Source organism: Lactiplantibacillus sp. YT640 (genome assembly GCF_049745435.1).
In the GTDB taxonomy this organism is placed as follows: domain Bacteria; phylum Bacillota; class Bacilli; order Lactobacillales; family Lactobacillaceae; genus Lactiplantibacillus; species Lactiplantibacillus plantarum.
In genome coordinates this window covers 37,257-52,661 of record NZ_JBMNVY010000001.1, presented here as the reverse complement: position 1 = coordinate 52,661, position 15,405 = coordinate 37,257, and the positions used below count along the sequence as shown (strand labels likewise).

At 46.0% G+C, this 15,405-nt stretch carries 15 protein-coding genes and 1 other RNA gene; 9 read left to right on the top strand and 7 right to left on the bottom strand.

Features of this window, described 5'->3' with window-relative positions:
- The first annotated feature begins 7 nt into the window (after nt 1-7).
- The 5 genes from ACOV1R_RS00220 (at nt 8) to ACOV1R_RS00200 (ending at nt 6,479) form a co-directional block, all read left to right on the top strand.
- Nucleotides 8-1,036, top strand: a complete 1,029-nt coding sequence (locus tag ACOV1R_RS00220; RefSeq protein WP_003641457.1) for a zinc-binding alcohol dehydrogenase family protein — start codon at nt 8-10, stop codon at nt 1,034-1,036.
- A gap of 101 nt (nt 1,037-1,137) precedes the next feature.
- Nucleotides 1,138-2,250, top strand: a complete 1,113-nt coding sequence (locus ACOV1R_RS00215) for a D-alanine--D-alanine ligase family protein (protein WP_021357478.1) — start codon at nt 1,138-1,140, stop codon at nt 2,248-2,250.
- 75 nt (nt 2,251-2,325) lie between these two features.
- A complete protein-coding gene (locus tag ACOV1R_RS00210) occupies nt 2,326-3,885 on the top strand; it encodes a glycerophosphodiester phosphodiesterase (RefSeq protein WP_027822660.1) in 1,560 nt (519 codons plus the stop codon).
- 449 nt (nt 3,886-4,334) lie between these two features.
- Nucleotides 4,335-5,231 (top strand): helix-turn-helix transcriptional regulator, encoded by an 897-nt coding sequence (locus ACOV1R_RS00205; protein WP_003641460.1) that lies wholly within the window; start codon nt 4,335-4,337, stop codon nt 5,229-5,231.
- A 117-nt stretch (nt 5,232-5,348) separates the two neighbouring features.
- Nucleotides 5,349-6,479, top strand: a complete 1,131-nt coding sequence (locus ACOV1R_RS00200; protein WP_003645410.1) for a serine hydrolase — start codon at nt 5,349-5,351, stop codon at nt 6,477-6,479.
- Between the two features lie 88 nt (nt 6,480-6,567).
- Here ACOV1R_RS00200 and ACOV1R_RS00195 read toward each other — a convergent pair whose 3' ends face one another.
- The 4 genes from ACOV1R_RS00195 to ACOV1R_RS00180 all read right to left on the bottom strand — a co-directional run bounded on the left by ACOV1R_RS00195 (nt 6,568) and on the right by ACOV1R_RS00180 (nt 9,312).
- Nucleotides 6,568-7,050, bottom strand: a complete 483-nt coding sequence (locus ACOV1R_RS00195) for a universal stress protein (RefSeq protein WP_003644650.1) — start codon at nt 7,048-7,050, stop codon at nt 6,568-6,570.
- Between the two features lie 66 nt (nt 7,051-7,116).
- Complete coding sequence (locus ACOV1R_RS00190) at nt 7,117-7,401, bottom strand: hypothetical protein (RefSeq protein WP_003641462.1); 285 nt, start codon at nt 7,399-7,401, stop codon at nt 7,117-7,119.
- A gap of 382 nt (nt 7,402-7,783) precedes the next feature.
- Nucleotides 7,784-7,971: non-coding RNA, 6S RNA (gene ssrS / locus ACOV1R_RS00185), on the bottom strand.
- Between the two features lie 60 nt (nt 7,972-8,031).
- Complete coding sequence (locus ACOV1R_RS00180) at nt 8,032-9,312, bottom strand: replication-associated recombination protein A (RefSeq protein WP_003641463.1); 1,281 nt, start codon at nt 9,310-9,312, stop codon at nt 8,032-8,034.
- Nucleotides 9,313-9,421: 109 nt separating this feature from the next.
- Between ACOV1R_RS00180 and gshAB the strand changes: the two genes are divergently transcribed.
- The 3 genes from gshAB (at nt 9,422) to ACOV1R_RS00165 (ending at nt 12,748) form a co-directional block, all read left to right on the top strand.
- The gene (gene gshAB, locus ACOV1R_RS00175) at nt 9,422-11,677 is read left to right on the top strand and encodes a bifunctional glutamate--cysteine ligase GshA/glutathione synthetase GshB (RefSeq protein ID WP_054519024.1); all 2,256 of its coding nucleotides are present in this window, start codon (nt 9,422-9,424) and stop codon (nt 11,675-11,677) included.
- A 166-nt stretch (nt 11,678-11,843) separates the two neighbouring features.
- Nucleotides 11,844-12,122, top strand: a complete 279-nt coding sequence (locus tag ACOV1R_RS00170; protein ID WP_003641471.1) for an autorepressor SdpR family transcription factor — start codon at nt 11,844-11,846, stop codon at nt 12,120-12,122.
- Nucleotides 12,122-12,748, top strand: coding sequence for a DUF1648 domain-containing protein (locus tag ACOV1R_RS00165; protein WP_015380577.1), 627 nt, complete (start codon nt 12,122-12,124; stop codon nt 12,746-12,748). The genes ACOV1R_RS00170 and ACOV1R_RS00165 overlap by 1 nt, the downstream gene beginning before the upstream one ends.
- 55 nt (nt 12,749-12,803) lie before the next feature.
- On the opposite strand, the gene ACOV1R_RS00160 is transcribed toward ACOV1R_RS00165, so the two are convergent.
- Nucleotides 12,804-13,268: a YueI family protein gene (locus tag ACOV1R_RS00160; RefSeq protein WP_003645407.1), complete on the bottom strand. Its 465-nt coding sequence runs from the start codon at nt 13,266-13,268 to the stop codon at nt 12,804-12,806.
- A 133-nt stretch (nt 13,269-13,401) separates the two neighbouring features.
- Here ACOV1R_RS00160 and ACOV1R_RS00155 point away from each other — a divergent pair, with 133 nt between their 5' ends.
- The gene (locus ACOV1R_RS00155) at nt 13,402-14,028 is read left to right on the top strand and encodes a DUF1054 domain-containing protein (RefSeq protein WP_003641474.1); all 627 of its coding nucleotides are present in this window, start codon (nt 13,402-13,404) and stop codon (nt 14,026-14,028) included.
- 58 nt (nt 14,029-14,086) lie between these two features.
- Here ACOV1R_RS00155 and rpsD read toward each other — a convergent pair whose 3' ends face one another.
- On the bottom strand, nt 14,087-14,695 hold the full coding sequence (gene rpsD, locus ACOV1R_RS00150) for a 30S ribosomal protein S4 (RefSeq protein WP_003641475.1): 609 nt from the start codon (nt 14,693-14,695) through the stop codon (nt 14,087-14,089).
- Between the two features lie 201 nt (nt 14,696-14,896).
- The gene (locus ACOV1R_RS00145) at nt 14,897-15,358 is read right to left on the bottom strand and encodes a GAF domain-containing protein (protein WP_003641476.1); all 462 of its coding nucleotides are present in this window, start codon (nt 15,356-15,358) and stop codon (nt 14,897-14,899) included.
- Nucleotides 15,359-15,405 lie beyond the last annotated feature (47 nt).

Below are 15,405 nucleotides of genomic sequence, written 5' to 3'. Positions count from 1 at the left end.
CTTTTGAATGCAGGCAAAAGCAGTTGGATTAACGCAAGGGTTGCCAGTGAGCGATCCGAATAGTTTACAAGATGTCACCATTAATGTAAATCAACCTCGTGGCCGTGATATCTTAGTAGCCGTCTTAGCAACCGCAGTCAATCCAATCGATACGAAGCAGCGGCAAGGTCAATCGCCAGTGACAACGCCGCGAATACTAGGTTTTGATGCCGTTGCTAAAGTGTTGGCGGTCGGTGAAGCAGTGACAACGATTATGACAGATGATGTCGTTTATTATGCTGGCGCCGTCGATCGGCCGGGGAGTGATGCTCAGTATCAATTGGTTGATGAACGGTTAGTTGCGTGTGCCCCGAAAACGTGGTCGCCGGCGCAGTCAGCTGGTCTGCCGCTAACGACACTGACAGCTTGGGAAGCATTGTTTGAAAAATTACCATTCACTGCAGCGGCTGACGCGAATCTTGGTCAGAGCGTCCTTATCATCAATGGTGCTGGTGGGGTTGGCTCGATGGCCATCCAGTTGGCAAAGTGGGCGGGTCTTCAAGTTATTACGACGACTGGTAAGCCAGAAACCACTGAATGGGTTAAGCGGTTAGGTGCTGATATCGTCTTAGATTACCATCAAGATCTGGGATCGCAATTAGCTGCGGCCGGTTTGCAGGCTGTCGATCATGCGATACTATTACACTCTACGGATCAATACTTGCCATTAGTGACACCGCTAGTCCGGCCACTTGGCACGATCGTCGCCGTAGTGACAAATCAGCACCCCTTGCCAATGGCGTTACTAAAGCCGAAAAGTTTGAATTTTGCTTGGGAGTTTATGTTTACGAAGGCTAACTATCAGTTGCCATCGATGGCGACGCAGGGGAGTATTCTGGCACAGGTAGCGCAACTGGCCGATGCCGGGGTGATTGTACCGACGACCAAGCGGACTTTAGCTGGAATTAATGCAGCAAATTTGCGAACTGCGCACACAATCGTAGAGACGGGGCAAATGTTGGGTAAGATTGTCTTGACTGCGCCATTTGACGCGTAAAAAACAACGTTTTATTGTAAAAATGTTTTCAATTGTGCTCAGATATTGTAGAATTAACTAAGCCGTAGTATGAAATAAACCTTGATAGGATGAACAAAATTATGGAGACACAAAAAAAGATCCATGTTGGTATGTTGTTTGGTGGTAACTCTTCAGAACATGATGTTTCGAAGCGTTCAGCGCACAACATTTATGATGCCATGGACAAGAATAAGTACGAGATTGACTTGTTTTTAATCACGAAGAACGGGATTGTCTTGAGTGATGCTGCAACTCGGCGCGTATTTGATGGTGAACCAGAAGATCAAGTCGTCGCCGAAGAAATGCCAAAGTTGGACATGAGTGATCCATTAGCTCCCATCAAGAACCTGACACTGGCCAAAGATATTGATATCTTCTATCCAGTGGTTCATGGTAACTTAGGGGAAGATGGTACTTTACAAGGGCTGTTCAAGTTATTGAAAAAGCCGTATGTTGGTAGTGGTGTCTTAGCGTCGGCAGCTAGTTTTGATAAGGATATTACGAAGCAGATTTTAACGCATCATCATATTCAAAACACCAAGTACGTGGTGGTTACACCGGAAAACCGGGACCAAATGACGTACGCTTATTTACAAGTCCACGTGGGTGATCATTTATTCATTAAGCCAGCCAATCAAGGATCGTCGATTGGGATTCATAAAGCTGAGAATGAACAAGAATACTTGGATGGTTTGGCCGATGCGTTCAAATATGACTACAAGATTTTAGTTGAAGAATCGATTGACAATCCGCGTGAAGTGGAATGCTCGATCTTAGGCAATGAAAATCCTAAGGCATCTAAGCTTGGTGCCATTGATGTGCCGAAGACGGACACGTTCTACGACTATAATAATAAGTTCGTGGATGCGAGTGGTGTGACGTTCGAATTACCAGTCGAATTACCAGCTGATTTGACGAAACGGATTCAACAGATGTCGCTAGACGCGTTTAAAGCGCTTGGTCTAAAAGGAATGGCACGCGTTGATTTCTTAGTGTCTGAAGATGGTGAACCATACTTGGGTGAAATCAATACGTTACCTGGTTTTACTAACATTAGTTTATATCCAAAGCTATGGGAAGTTTCGGGCATTAGTTATACGGCGTTGATCGATCAATTGATCCAACTTGGTTTTGATGAATTCAAACGTCAATCTGATATTCACTATGATTTCGTTGCGTTAGACGCGGAATAAGATAGTAATGAGTTTTGTGGTGGTTGGGATGAAGCGATTCATCACGGCCGCCTTTTTTTGTGAGGAGGGGTCAGGTTGTTAAGTCGCGGATGGCACTTAGTGATGCAGGGAGCGCGCCAACTGGCTGGACCGCTAGCCTGCTGGTGGTTGGCCGGCATATTGCTGGCGGTACTCGCTAAGGTGCTCGGGATTCTGGTCGGTGGGGTAGTCAGCTTGCTAGGCTTGTTGCTTTTGAGTGCCTGGTTACCAGCCATGGTCGCTCGTAGTAATCATGAGTCGTGGCAGGCCGGTCAATTTTTGTATCGCTGGGTGCTGTTAATGTTTACGGCGGTGTGGTGGTTACCACTCGGTTGGTTAGGCTATTTAGCAACTTTACAAGCGAGCATACAATTGCCAGCGACTGTTCAAAATATAATCTTTAATACGCGTTATGACTGGCTTCCTGTGGCGGGACCACTTTGGCTGTTGGGCTGGCTGATTAGCTGGAAGTGGTTACCAGCACTCCAACGCCAATTGACCGCTCCGACCAGCTGGCGTAATTATTGGCGAACGGGTTGGCGGATTTCCTGGTGGACAGTCTTTAAAAAAAGTCGAAATGTGTGGCTGTTCCTGATTAGCTGGCTCGTTATGGCAATCATTGGTGGTGGCATAGTGTGGGCTAGTGGCGCTGTTAGCCAGCTGGTCAGTCAATTTGTTGCAGTTTTCATGATGACTGTGTTGCAACTGCTGGCTTGGTTAATGTTTATGGGATGGTGGTCGCGCCTTTGGCCAGAAACAGCAATCGCCGGTCACTCTAACTGGCAAACTGGGCTACTTACGTTGACCGGTTTGCTAGTCTTGGGTGGTTACGCAGGCTGGTGGCTAGGAACGCCACCAACGGCGCCGCTAGCAATTATTGCACATCGGGGTGTTAATGGTCGTGACGGTGTCCAAAATACCACAGCGGCGCTTAAAAGGACTGTAAAGCAAGTTCAGCCTGATATGGTCGAAATGGATATCCAGCCGACAGCGGATCGCCACTGGGTCGTCATGCATGATCCAACGCTGAAAGCTTTAGCGGGTCAACCCGGTCCCGTTCATGAGTACCCCGTTGATAAGTTGAGTGGATTACCACTACGGGAGCATGGTCAAAAAGGCTACTTGAGTACGTTTAAGCAGTACTTTGCGGTGGCACACAAATTACAGCAACCTTTATTAGTCGAAATCAAGTCAGTTGGGACGGCTGATCAACTAATGGGGATTTTTGCCGACAACTATGCACAACGACTGATACAACAAAAAGGGGCGGTACACTCTTTGGACTATCGTGTGATTGAACGATTACATCAACGGGCGGCGCAACTACCGGTTGGCTTCATAACGCCGTTTTATCTGACGGATTTTTCTAATTCCGTCGCGGGATTTTATTCTTTACAAGCACTGACCGCGACCCGTGAGCAGATCAGTGCGGCCCACCGCCAACATCGGATCGTCTACTTCTGGACTGTTGATCGGCCGCTTGCAATGCAGCGACTGACGGCCATGGGGGCTGACGGGCTGATCACAAATCGACCGGGCCAACTACGAAGATTACAGGGTCAATCTAAGCATTATTATTTTTATCAATTGATAAATTGGTTAGTTAGTTGGTTATAAACTACTGAAAGAAGTATGAGAACTAATCTTAATTATTAAGCCACGTCAACCGATTAATTGAGGGTGTCATGACAATTGATGTTTGCTGTTAATAAGGTTAATTCGCTCCCCTTTAAATCGCTTTCAGTAGTTCTCACTTTTAATGAACAAGTCCTTGATTAGGGTGGTTAACGAACTGTAAGCCTGGATAATTAATAAATGACCTTCGGCCGATATCATGGTATAAACTTAATATTAAATAAGAATTACGCGTATTTCTTGCTAAAATTCCGTTATGTGAATATAATTATATGCGTAATTGGTATTGTCCAATTGGTTAGTGCTCAATTATTCGAACGGATTAACGAGGATTGATTAGGTGTCACGATACCCTTGTTCATTTAGTGGGGGCAGCAAGGGGAGTTACAAAATGAGTTTGGTTTAAGGCAATCAATGAAGAGGGGTTAAGCATGAGAATATTAGGAGAAAAAGTGCGGCAGTTCAGAAAGCGGAAGGGCATGTCGCAGAAGGAACTGGCTGATGGGATTTGTACTCAGGCAACGATTAGTCTAATCGAGAAAAAAAGTAAAATTCCAAGTATGAAGATTATGATGAAAATTTGTAATCGATTAGGAATTCGTTTATCGGAAGTCATTATTGAAAATGACGACCAGTTATATCGGACCTTCAAAAAAATTGATACTTTGATTCGACATACACAACTGGAAGAGGCTCAGGATGTGTTCCAGCATATCCGTCCGAAGCAGTTACGTAGTAATACGGATAAGAAACAGTATTATTACTATGAGGGCTATCTTCAATTAGTGCTCAATGACAATGCTGACGAAGCCATCTTTAACTTTGGGATGTTGCTTAATCAGTTCGTCAAGTCTAGTCACGATATGTTTGCCATCCTGGCCACACTTGGAACCGGCTTAGCTTATGAACGTAAGCAGGCCTATGACAAGGCTGAAATTTTTGTCAAACAGGCAGTTGCTACCTTACACACAATGGATGCGCAAGCAATGCCGATGGGTGACGACGATTACTTACAAAATGAAATTTTGATTTACGCCTCAGCCGCACAATTGTATGCTAAGATCAATTTTCCAGAGGAAGCTTTGGAGTTGATCGACTTGGCACTCAAGAAGGCTCAGGAGAGTCAGTCACTTTATTTATTAGACCGTTTGTATGCACAAAAGGCGGCCAATGAAGTTGTTTTAAATAATGTCCAGTCAGCGCATGATCACTATTACGTGGCGTATGCGTTAAGTCTGGTGACACATAACAGTAGTTTGACCGAAAAAATCACGAAAGAAATGGCCGAGTACCATATTGCACCCTTGCAAGTGGCTAACGACGCTTAGATAACGTGATAGGACAGTTAGCGGTGAACGGCCGCGCTTAATGGGAGATATTGCGGTTCCCATTAGGCACGGCACACCGCTGACTGTCCTATTTTTAATACCGGGGGGAATGTGAAGATGAGTTGTCAAAACTGTGGTTACCAAAATTCACCGCATGCCGTGACTTGCCTAAAATGTGGTCATCGTCTAACGCCAGTGAATGGTGATGTCAATCAGCAAAGCCGAGTCCAGCGGCGGCGTCAACAATCACGGCGGACAACTTTTTCGAGTCGCTTTAGGCCACAAACACTCCTTGGGGTATTAATTGCGGGGTTACTATTGCTGGGTGGCGGCTATATCGTGGGACAACTATTGTGGTCGTCTACGACATCGGCAACTGCCGAGTCGGCAGGTAAAAGCCAGGTGCATAAGCCGGCTGCCAGCGATTCTGACGCACCGATGAAGGCAACACAGACATTTCCGACTACGACAGTTACTGATCTGGTTGCGCAAGCAACGAATGGGTTGGCTGGTCAAACTTCGGTAGCGGTGATGCCATTAACGGGTAGCCAGACCGTGGTTTTGAATAATCGAGCGCAACGTGCTGGCAGTTTGATCACGTTATTTATTATGGTCACTGCCTTTGATCAGGTCCATCAAAATAATTGGCGCATGCAGGATCGTTATACCCTGCGTGCTGCCGATAAAGTTGGTGGAACCGGGACGTTGCACACATTACCAGCTGGAAGCCAGTTGACGTATGCTGAAATCACGAAACGCATGATTACGGAGAGTGATAATACGGCTGCTAATATCATGTTGGATCGTGTTGGCGGCTTCTCGGCGGTCAACACGGAAATTGCACAGTTGGGTCTGACTGATACAAAAATGGCTCGGCGGTTAATGGATACTGCCGCACTAAAGGCCGGGCATGATAACGATACTTCGGTTCGGGATGTGGCAACGGTGCTGAAACGACTGGCGAACCTGCGTTTGATCTCGAACAAAGCCGATCACGCGATGTTAACGATTTTGAAGGCGAACACGGATCACAGTAAGTTGGTCAAAAATCTGCCAACACGCGCGACGATCTATAACAAAACTGGGGACTATCAAGCATACGGTGTTCAAAATGATGCGGCCATCGTTCAGAATCGTCAGGGAACTTTTATCATGACGATGATGACTGCTAGTGGGGAACGTACCGCGCAAACGGTCGCGATGAATGATCTTGGTCAGGCGCTTTACCGGGCAATTTTAGAGCAGTAAGTGGTATGATTTTGGCAAATAGTAAAAAATCGGCCAGTGAGGTAAGTAACTTCACTGAGCCGATTTTTATTGTACGTGTATCAAAAGATTACTTTTTCTTTGGTTTAGGAGCTGGCTTATTTTCCAAGTCAGTCCGGACAACGAGAACGTCACAAACAGCCATCCGAGTGACATATTCGGTGACTGACCCGATCAATAAGCGTTCAACCGCGTTGAGACCAGTTGCGCCAATCATAATTAAATCGATGCCCATATCCTTAGGAACGTCGCGCGCAATAATCGTCTTAGGTGCGCCATATTCAATCGAATAATCCACGTTATCTAAGCCGTCCGCCTTAGCTTCTGCAACGTACTTGTCCAACGTTTTTTGAGCAGTATCGGTCACTTGTTCAACCATGGTCGTATCAAAACTAGAAATGTTTTGGAAAGCACGGGTATCAACCACGTGGACCATGTGAACTGAGGCGTTAGGTCCGTTCCGTTTCGCGACGGCAACCGCCTTTTTAAATGCTAATTCCGCTTCATAAGAACCATCAACAGGAACTAAAATGTGTTGGTATTGTTGTAACATCATTCTCACCCCTCATTACTTTATAACTATATTGTAAAGGTTTTCGCAAAAAATAAAAAGCGTTTTCTATGAGATTTGCATGAAACTCACTAAAATTAGTGCAATTGCCATCATAATCAGTGAACCGCTAGCCAGTACAATGGCAATTAGCATTGTCGCTTGAACAAAGATGGTCACGAAACAGGCGATGGTAACTAGTAACATTAAGCCGCCACCATAGCGTGCGACGTGTTTGATTGTCGGCGCTTTGTTCGGGTCAAAAAAGAGAAATGGTCGGGACTGGTGCGTCAGCAGATAATAACTGAGCCAACCCGCAATGAGCGTGTATATGACAAGCAGTAATGTAATCAAAATGAACCTCCAACAGGTGATGTTAATCTTATTTTAGTTGATTCCGGAAGAGAAGACAAATGCAATGCTAGCTAAAGATAAGCGATTAGTACTAGTAGTTCACACAACACAATTTAGCGTCAAATGATTGCGACACACGTCATGCTGGTTTTATGAGGATGAGTAATTGTTCAGGAGTGCCGGATTGTTGCAGAAATACCCAAACCAGCGTGATGGACTGTATTTCAGTAGCCGAGATTAGTCATGTATAACCGGCTTCCCAATTAACCATTCTCCCCATGAGTTTTGGACGGTGTTAGTAAAATGACGTTGTGAACTTGGGTCGCTTTCACGCCACAAAAAAAGGCCAGGAACAAGTCCTGACCAACGGAAGTAAACTTCCGGAAAAACTAGTGGTGCCGTTAATCGCCCTTCAGTATTGACCCGCTTTAAGGCAGGTGGGACGTTCTGACTAATTCGCTAACTACCAAAGGATAAGGCATGTTATGGAATTAGCTAACGGACATCCCAAAGTAGTATTAATTGTTCGGCAACACTTTGTTTAGAGCAATGCGCACACCTTAGTAATTTCGACTCTTAGTCTAGCATATAAAAATAAAAGTTGCAATTATTAGCACAACCAAGGTATTGTTAGCGATTTCTCTCGTTAGCCTTTAATAATTTTTCGTATTGTTGCGCAAGGGCTGTTTCGTAGCGGCCATTTGTTTTGGGCTCGTAATACTTGGCTGATTTGATGGCATCTGGTAAATACTGTTGAGCGACCCAATCACCCGGGTGATCGTGTGGAAAATCGTATCCAACACCATGACCGAGTTTGGCAGCGCCTTGATAATGCGCATCCTTGATGTCGGCCGGGATATCACCGAAATGGCCGTCACGGACCGTTGTGAGCGCGGCATCAATGGCACTGATCCCTGAATTTGACTTTGGCGATAAGGCTAATTCAATCACAGCGTCAGCTAGCGGAATCCGTGCTTCAGGAAATCCCAATTGATCGGCAGCTTGAACAGCTGCGACGGTGTGGGCACACGCGGCTGGATTAGCTAATCCAATATCCTCATAGGCAATCACCATCAGCCGACGCATAATACTCTTTAAATCCCCCGCCTCAACTAGCCGGGCTAAGTAGTGTAATGCAGCGTTTACGTCGGAACCGCGTATGGACTTTTGAAAGGCCGAGATCACGTCGTAGTGGGCGTCACCATCTTTATCTGCGGATAAGGCTTTCTTTTGCAAGCATTCTTCAATCGTTTGTTGTGAAATGGCGATGGTGCCGTCATCGGCCGGAGACGATGATAATACGGCCAATTCTAACCCATTAAGGGCACTGCGCAAATCACCGTTGGTAGCGGTGCACAGGTGGTGCATGGCCGCAGGTGCTAAATCAACGTGGTAACTGCCAAGACCGTTTTTTTCGTCAGCGAGGGCTCGTTCCACCGCGTGCTGAATATCATCGTCAGTGAGCGGGAAAACTTGAAAGATCTGCGTTCGACTACGGATGGCTGGATTAATGCTAATATATGGATTTTCGGTCGTAGCACCAATCAAAATGATGCGGCCACTTTCTAAGTGAGGCAATAAAAAGTCTTGTTTAGTTTTATCCAACCGGTGGATTTCATCCAGCAGAAGAATGACCGTCCCGCTCATTTTGGCTTCTTCGGCTACGATTTGAAGTTGTTTTTTACTGTCGGTAGCTGCATTCAGCATGCGAAAAGCATACTTGGTGGAACCGGCAATGGCACTCGCGATACTAGTCTTGCCAGTACCTGGTGGGCCGTATAGAATCATTGATGATAGTCGTTTGGCTTTGACCATCCGGGCGATGATCTTGCCTGGGCCGACCAATTGTTGCTGGCCGACAACGTCTTTCAGCGTTTTTGGTCGCATCCGGTAGGCTAATGGTTGTTGCATCGTTTGAAATCCCTCCTTGCAAAACTAGTCCCAACTATTATAGCATTTACAATGAAGGACACCGAATAATCAGTTTAACGAACAAAATAATTATAAAGGATTGATCATTATGGAATTAGATGCCGTTGGTAAGGCAATTGTACAGTATCACTTAGTCCCACTCGTTCATCAGGCTAATTTAGGACTAGAGGTCACCATGCACCGGGTGGACGACCATGGTCACTTAGCGACGACAGCACACCCGCAAGCGTTTGGATCAGCGCAACAAAATCATCAGTTACGTCCGGGCTTTTCCGCAAGTGCTTTAAAGTTTACTACGCCGGTGCGTCGTGACATTCCTGCATTGATGGCGTATCTGAAGGGCTTGAATACCGCAGCACGGCGGTCACTCGATGCGGACGAACGACTTTGGCCACTGTCGAGTACGCCTGTGTTGCCGGATGATCTAACGAACGTGCCACTGGCTGATGTTGATCAAGTCAGCTATCAGCGTCGTCGCGACTTAGCTCGTAAGTATGAGTTACAGCGATTAATGACGACTGGTAGTCACGTGAATATGAGCTTGAATGAAGCTTTATTCACCCGTTTATATACTGAGACTTTCCATCAGCAGTATCACAGTTATGTTGACTTTCGCAATGCAATTTATCTGAAAGTCGCTCAGGGATTGGTGCGCATGAACTGGCTGATTCAGTATTTATTTGGCGCTTCACCACGCCTAGCCGTTACGGATACTACGAGTCGTCCACAGCGCAGTAGTGTTCAACATCCCGATGGTCGCTACAGTCAAGTGACGGGAGACTATACGTCAATTGATCGCTACGTGGCCAAGTTGACGGCGGCTGTTCGTCAACAGCAGTTGTTGTCGGTCAATGATTTTGACGGGCCAGTTCGGCTTCGGAGTAATGGGCAGCTAGCTATGATGGCCCGGCAGGGGGTCTATTATCTTGAATACCGGGGCTTGGATCTCGATCCAACTAGTCCAGTCGGGGTGGACGCGAACGCGGTGGCATTTGTTCGTTTGTTGGCGAGTTATTTCGTAATGATGCCGGCACTTCCAGCTAAGATGGTATCCCAAGTCAACGCTCAAGCTGACCAATTGACCCGTCAAGTTTTGGGTGAAAATCCAACGACGGCTAGTGCTCAGGCCGTGCCGGCTGTTCAAGTTTTAGATGCACTTGCTGATTTTGTTAAAACCTATGGCCTACCAAATGAAGATGCCGTGTTACTCAAACAGTTGAAGTCGCAGGTCACTGATCCAAAGAAGACGCTGAGTGCGCAGATTGCCATGCAAGCCGATCCGTTAGCATGGGCACTCGAACGGGCTGCACGCTATCAGGAATCGAGCAATGAACGTCCGTTTGAACTTGCGGGCTTTACCGCGCTAGATCTATCGAGCCAGCAACTAGCCCAGCAGGCCTTGACGCGGGGAGTGCAGGTGGACGTTGTTGACCCACACGCTAACATTTTACGATTGACTAAGTTAGGACGGTCGCAATTAGTTGTGAATGGGAGCGGAACGGATTTAAATCCACAGGCGCTAACGACCGTACTGACACATAAAGCAGCGGCCAAACAAATTCTGGCTGAGCACGGGGTTCCGGTGCCGGCTTCACAGACATATCATACAGCTAATCAGTTGATTGCTGATTATGATCGGTACGTTCAAGCTGGTGGGATCGTATTAAAAGCGGCGGATGAGTCGCACAAAGTAATTGTCTTTCGGATTATGCCCGAACGCGGACTGTTTGAACAAGTCGTCCGGCAACTATTTGAGCAAACGTCCGCGGTAATGGCCGAGGAAGTGGTAGTCGCATCAAGTTATCGCTTTTTGGTTATCGATGGTCGTGTGCAAGCAATCGTCGAACGAATTCCAGCCAATATTGTTGGTGATGGTCGCTCAACAGTCAAGACGTTACTTGACCGCAAAAATGGTCGAGCGTTGCGCGGGACCGCTTTTAAGTGGCCTCAATCAGCGCTACAGTTAGGAACGATCGAACGGTATCGCCTGGACTCATATCACTTGACCTTAGATTCTGTGGTCAGCCGGGGAACTCAAATCTTATTACGAGAGGATGCGACTTTTGGTAACGGGGCGGACGTGTTAGACGCGACGGCTGATATGCATCAATCCTATGTGCAGGCGGTGGAAAAGCTGGTAGCAGACTTACACTTAGCGGTCGCTGGGGTCGACGTGATGATTCCCAATCTCTATGCCGAATTAGTGCCAGAGCATCCTGAAATGGCGGTATACTTGGGTATTCATGCGGCGCCGTACTTGTATCCGCACTTGTTCCCAATGTTTGGTACTGCCCAACCAGTGGCGGGGCAGTTGTTGGATGCATTGTTTAAAAATGAAGATTAAAAACAAGAAAGCTGGCCTTGTCCAGCTTTTTTGATAGCTCATAATTAAGTGTCATGATTGAAAACACCTATTTCGAATTTTATCTAAATATCTCTTGTTGAATTCCTGGTTGCCTGTTATACTCTATTTAGATATATATCTAAATAGGTGATTGGAGGTAGCCCGTATGGCGTTGAATACGACCTTTAAAGCAATTGCAGATCCTGTCAGACGCCAGATTTTGGAAGATTTACGCCAGAATCGGCAATCGGCTGGTGAGATTGCGGCTCATTTCAAGTTAAGTAATGCAACGGTGTCTTATCATCTCAAGCTTTTGAAGCAAGCTGGTTTAGTTACCGTGACCAAGGAAAAAAATTATGTGTACTATGAGCTAAATGCGAGCGTATTTGAGGAAATGTTGACGTGGCTATATCGTTTTAGTCCAAAGCAGGGGGATGAAAAGTGATGACAAAAAGGAACTTGCAGTTGTGGCTGAGCTATATTGTTATTCTGTTACCAATGAGCTACGGCGTCGTGAATTATGCGGCCTTGCCCGCCAAAATGGCTATTCATTTTAATTTGGATAATCAACCTAATGGAATGGCCGCAAAATTATTAGTGGTCGTTGGCTTTCCAATTATGATGATGGCGTTTCAGCTGATTTGCGTTGGGGTGACACGGTTGAATGCCAATCATAAGGCACCGGCGCCACGGTTTGAACAGATGATCATTTGGATCGTGCCTGTACTATCAAGTGTGATCTATGCGACAACTATCAGTTATAACTTAGACCATCAATTGGATATTTGGCGTATTGCCGTTAGTTTGATTGCCTTTATTTTCATGGCCATCGGGAATTATTTGCCAACAATCAGTGCAAATCAATACGCGCAGATGCACCGAGGTGGTCACACGATTCGGCCAATGATTTGGCGGCGTGTTCGTTATTGGTTGGGCTATACGCTAGTTGGTGGTGGGATATTGTTACTACTGAGTATCGTCACAACAGCATGGGTTTCAGTCAGCCTCATGGGGATCATTGTTGCGGCCTTAGTTATCATGAGTCTTTATGGCACTCTAGCGCGTAATTAACGCAGTCAAACGTAAAAAGGTCCTCATCCGTGCGTGGATGGGGACCTTTGTTGTATTAAAGTAACTTTTTGAATTTATCTAGCAACCCAGGTGTTTTCTCGGCCTGGGGTGTTGCTGATGAAGCCTGCGAGGGATAACGCTGCGCAACATCAATAATATCTTGGTTAATGGCGCTTGCAGCAGTGAATACAAGCGCGTAATCATCATCAGCAGTGTGGTAGATGTCATCCGTTTTGATAGTGAATTTGATATTGGCTTGACTAGCCGCCTTGATATACGGCCCAATCAGTTCCTGGTCTAAATTACCATTAATATATAATTGGTCATCCGGATGGCTCGTAAATGCTTGATGAAGTGCGTCGACGTAATTGGCCTGTTTAATTTGGGCAACGGTCACTGCGACTTCGACGCGTTCCCGAAAGGTCCCCAGGTACTTGCGTTGTTCGTCGGGATGCAACTTTGGCGTCCCGTGCATGGCCGTTTCGATGCGGTCAACTGGTTGTTTATCTGTTTCAGCCATTGTCTAACATCCTTTCCTTGATAGTAATTATCATTGTAGCATGTTCCTCCAATAATAGCGAAGGGAAGGGGGGTAGCGTTGCGTTAGTGAATGCGGTATGGTTAATCTAAATTAGTTTTGGGGATGATAAAACTTGTTTACAAATCAAGATTTTGAAATTTTTAATGACCAGACGTTAGCGGGCCGCATGCATTTAATCAAAACGGTGATCGATCCTAAGTTCGAACAGGTCGCACCAACGATTATAGCGAGTTTACAAACACCTAGCGAGCCACCGTTCTACGCGCACGTTGCCAAACATTTACGGCGATTTAAGAATCCACCGGTAGACACTTGGGTCGCTTTTAGTCAAAACAAACGGAGCTACAAAGCCTGGCCACATTTTGAATTGGGGCTATGGCCTGACCGTTTGTTTATCTATTTTGATATTTTGGATGAGTGTAAACCGGCCGTGCAGGCAAAGATGCAACTCGCAGATTTAACACCACTTTTGAAGGCCTTGCCGGCGGGCTATGTTATCAGTAATAATCATGGGGTGCCGGCCACGCAACTTGCAACACCGGCCAATATTACGCAGGCCATCAAGAAATTCGATCAGTATAAACACAGCGAGTTGGTCGTGGGCCGCGCAGTCTTGGTCGGTGATCCGTTATTTGAAGATGCTGATACGTTGAATAAATTGATCATCACAACATTCAAACAATTATTGTCGATTTATCAACCGGTCATGGCGGCTGTGAGTGCTGAGCGTCAGGTCTGAAATTAACAGAACATACAAAAAAACCGCCGCAAACGCGACGGTTTTTAAATACCGGAAATTAAAGTTTGTTGTAGTATTCAACGATTAATGATTCGTCGATATCTGCTTCAAGTTCTTCACGTTCTGGTAAACGAGTTAATGAGCCTTCAAGCTTATCAGCATCGAATTGAACGAAGTTAGGGCGTGCAACAACGGCTTCAACAGCACCGGTGATAACAGCCAACTTCTTGGACTTTTCACGAACTGAGACAACTTGGCCGACACTAACTTCGTATGAAGGGATGTCAACACGCTTGCCATCAACAGTGATGTGACCATGGTTTACTAATTGACGAGCTTGGCGACGAGTTGTTGCTAAGCCTAAACGGTAAACCATGTTATCCAAACGACGTTCGAGTAAGATCATGAAGTTAACACCATGCTTACCTTCGCGAATCTTACCAGCTTTGATGAATAAGTTAGCGAATTGACGTTCAGTTAAACCGTACATCATCCGTAACTTTTGCTTTTCACGTAATTGTGTACCGTATTCAGAAAGCTTACCGCGACGACCTTGGCCATGATCACCAGGTGCGTAAGGACGACGAGCTAATTCTTTACCAGTACCTGAAAGGGACATTCCCAAACGACGGGAAATTTTCCAACTTGGACCTGTATAACGAGACATAAAATGTTTCCTCCAATAATTTTAGTTGGAGTAAAATAATCCGATGTAAGTTCGATATTCGTTCAGATTGGACTGCAGGTTTCACCATTGCAGCCGCAGGTTACTAACTGACCAAAATATTGGCACCAATCTGTTGACGAGCTTACCCACTCACTGCTGCATTATTTTACACAAAGAGTAGCATAACACGTTTAATGCTGATTAGTCAATGTGTGACGTCAGAATCGCCACAAATTCGGTCAATTCAGCTTCGTTATCAGCATTGAATCGGTCTAATGATGGAGAGTCGACGTCGAGTACGCCGATTTGGTGGCCGTCCTTGGTGATTGGGACCACGATCTCAGAGTTGCTGGCGCTGTCACAAGCGATGTGGCCGGGGAATTGATGGACATCGGCTACCCGTTGGTTCGTTTGCGTTTCAAAAGCAGTTCCGACGACACCAGCCCCAACTTTGATGTGCATGCAAGCGACTTTGCCTTGGAAGGGACCTAAGTCGAGCTCGCCAGTTTGTTCGTTAAATAAGTAAAAGCCGGCCCAGTTAAGGTTGTCATAAGTACTGTTGAGGAGGGCACTAGCATTAGCTAAGTTCGCGACCAGGTTAGTTTCTTGAAACAGTAGGGCGTCGAGTTGTTGGTTCATAAGTGATGTTTCCGTGGTAGCCATGTAAAAAATCCTCCTTGAATGTTAATAAATTGTTACTGTCCGCTAGT

Excerpts from the sequence above, each read along its gene's own strand:
- ACOV1R_RS00220 (WP_003641457.1), top strand. The coding sequence starts at position 8 with ATGCAGGCAAAAGCAGTTGGATTAACGCAAGGGTTGCCAGTGAGCGAT.
- ACOV1R_RS00215 (WP_021357478.1), top strand. The coding sequence starts at position 1,138 with ATGGAGACACAAAAAAAGATCCATGTTGGTATGTTGTTTGGTGGTAAC.
- ACOV1R_RS00205 (WP_003641460.1), top strand. The coding sequence starts at position 4,335 with ATGAGAATATTAGGAGAAAAAGTGCGGCAGTTCAGAAAGCGGAAGGGC.
- ACOV1R_RS00200 (WP_003645410.1), top strand. The coding sequence starts at position 5,349 with ATGAGTTGTCAAAACTGTGGTTACCAAAATTCACCGCATGCCGTGACT.
- ACOV1R_RS00195 (WP_003644650.1), bottom strand. The coding sequence starts at position 7,050 with ATGTTACAACAATACCAACACATTTTAGTTCCTGTTGATGGTTCTTAT.
- ACOV1R_RS00180 (WP_003641463.1), bottom strand. The coding sequence starts at position 9,312 with ATGCAACAACCATTAGCCTACCGGATGCGACCAAAAACGCTGAAAGAC.
- gshAB (WP_054519024.1), top strand. The coding sequence starts at position 9,422 with ATGGAATTAGATGCCGTTGGTAAGGCAATTGTACAGTATCACTTAGTC.
- ACOV1R_RS00170 (WP_003641471.1), top strand. The coding sequence starts at position 11,844 with ATGGCGTTGAATACGACCTTTAAAGCAATTGCAGATCCTGTCAGACGC.
- ACOV1R_RS00165 (WP_015380577.1), top strand. The coding sequence starts at position 12,122 with ATGACAAAAAGGAACTTGCAGTTGTGGCTGAGCTATATTGTTATTCTG.
- ACOV1R_RS00160 (WP_003645407.1), bottom strand. The coding sequence starts at position 13,268 with ATGGCTGAAACAGATAAACAACCAGTTGACCGCATCGAAACGGCCATG.
- rpsD (WP_003641475.1), bottom strand. The coding sequence starts at position 14,695 with ATGTCTCGTTATACAGGTCCAAGTTGGAAAATTTCCCGTCGTTTGGGA.
- ACOV1R_RS00145 (WP_003641476.1), bottom strand. The coding sequence starts at position 15,358 with ATGGCTACCACGGAAACATCACTTATGAACCAACAACTCGACGCCCTA.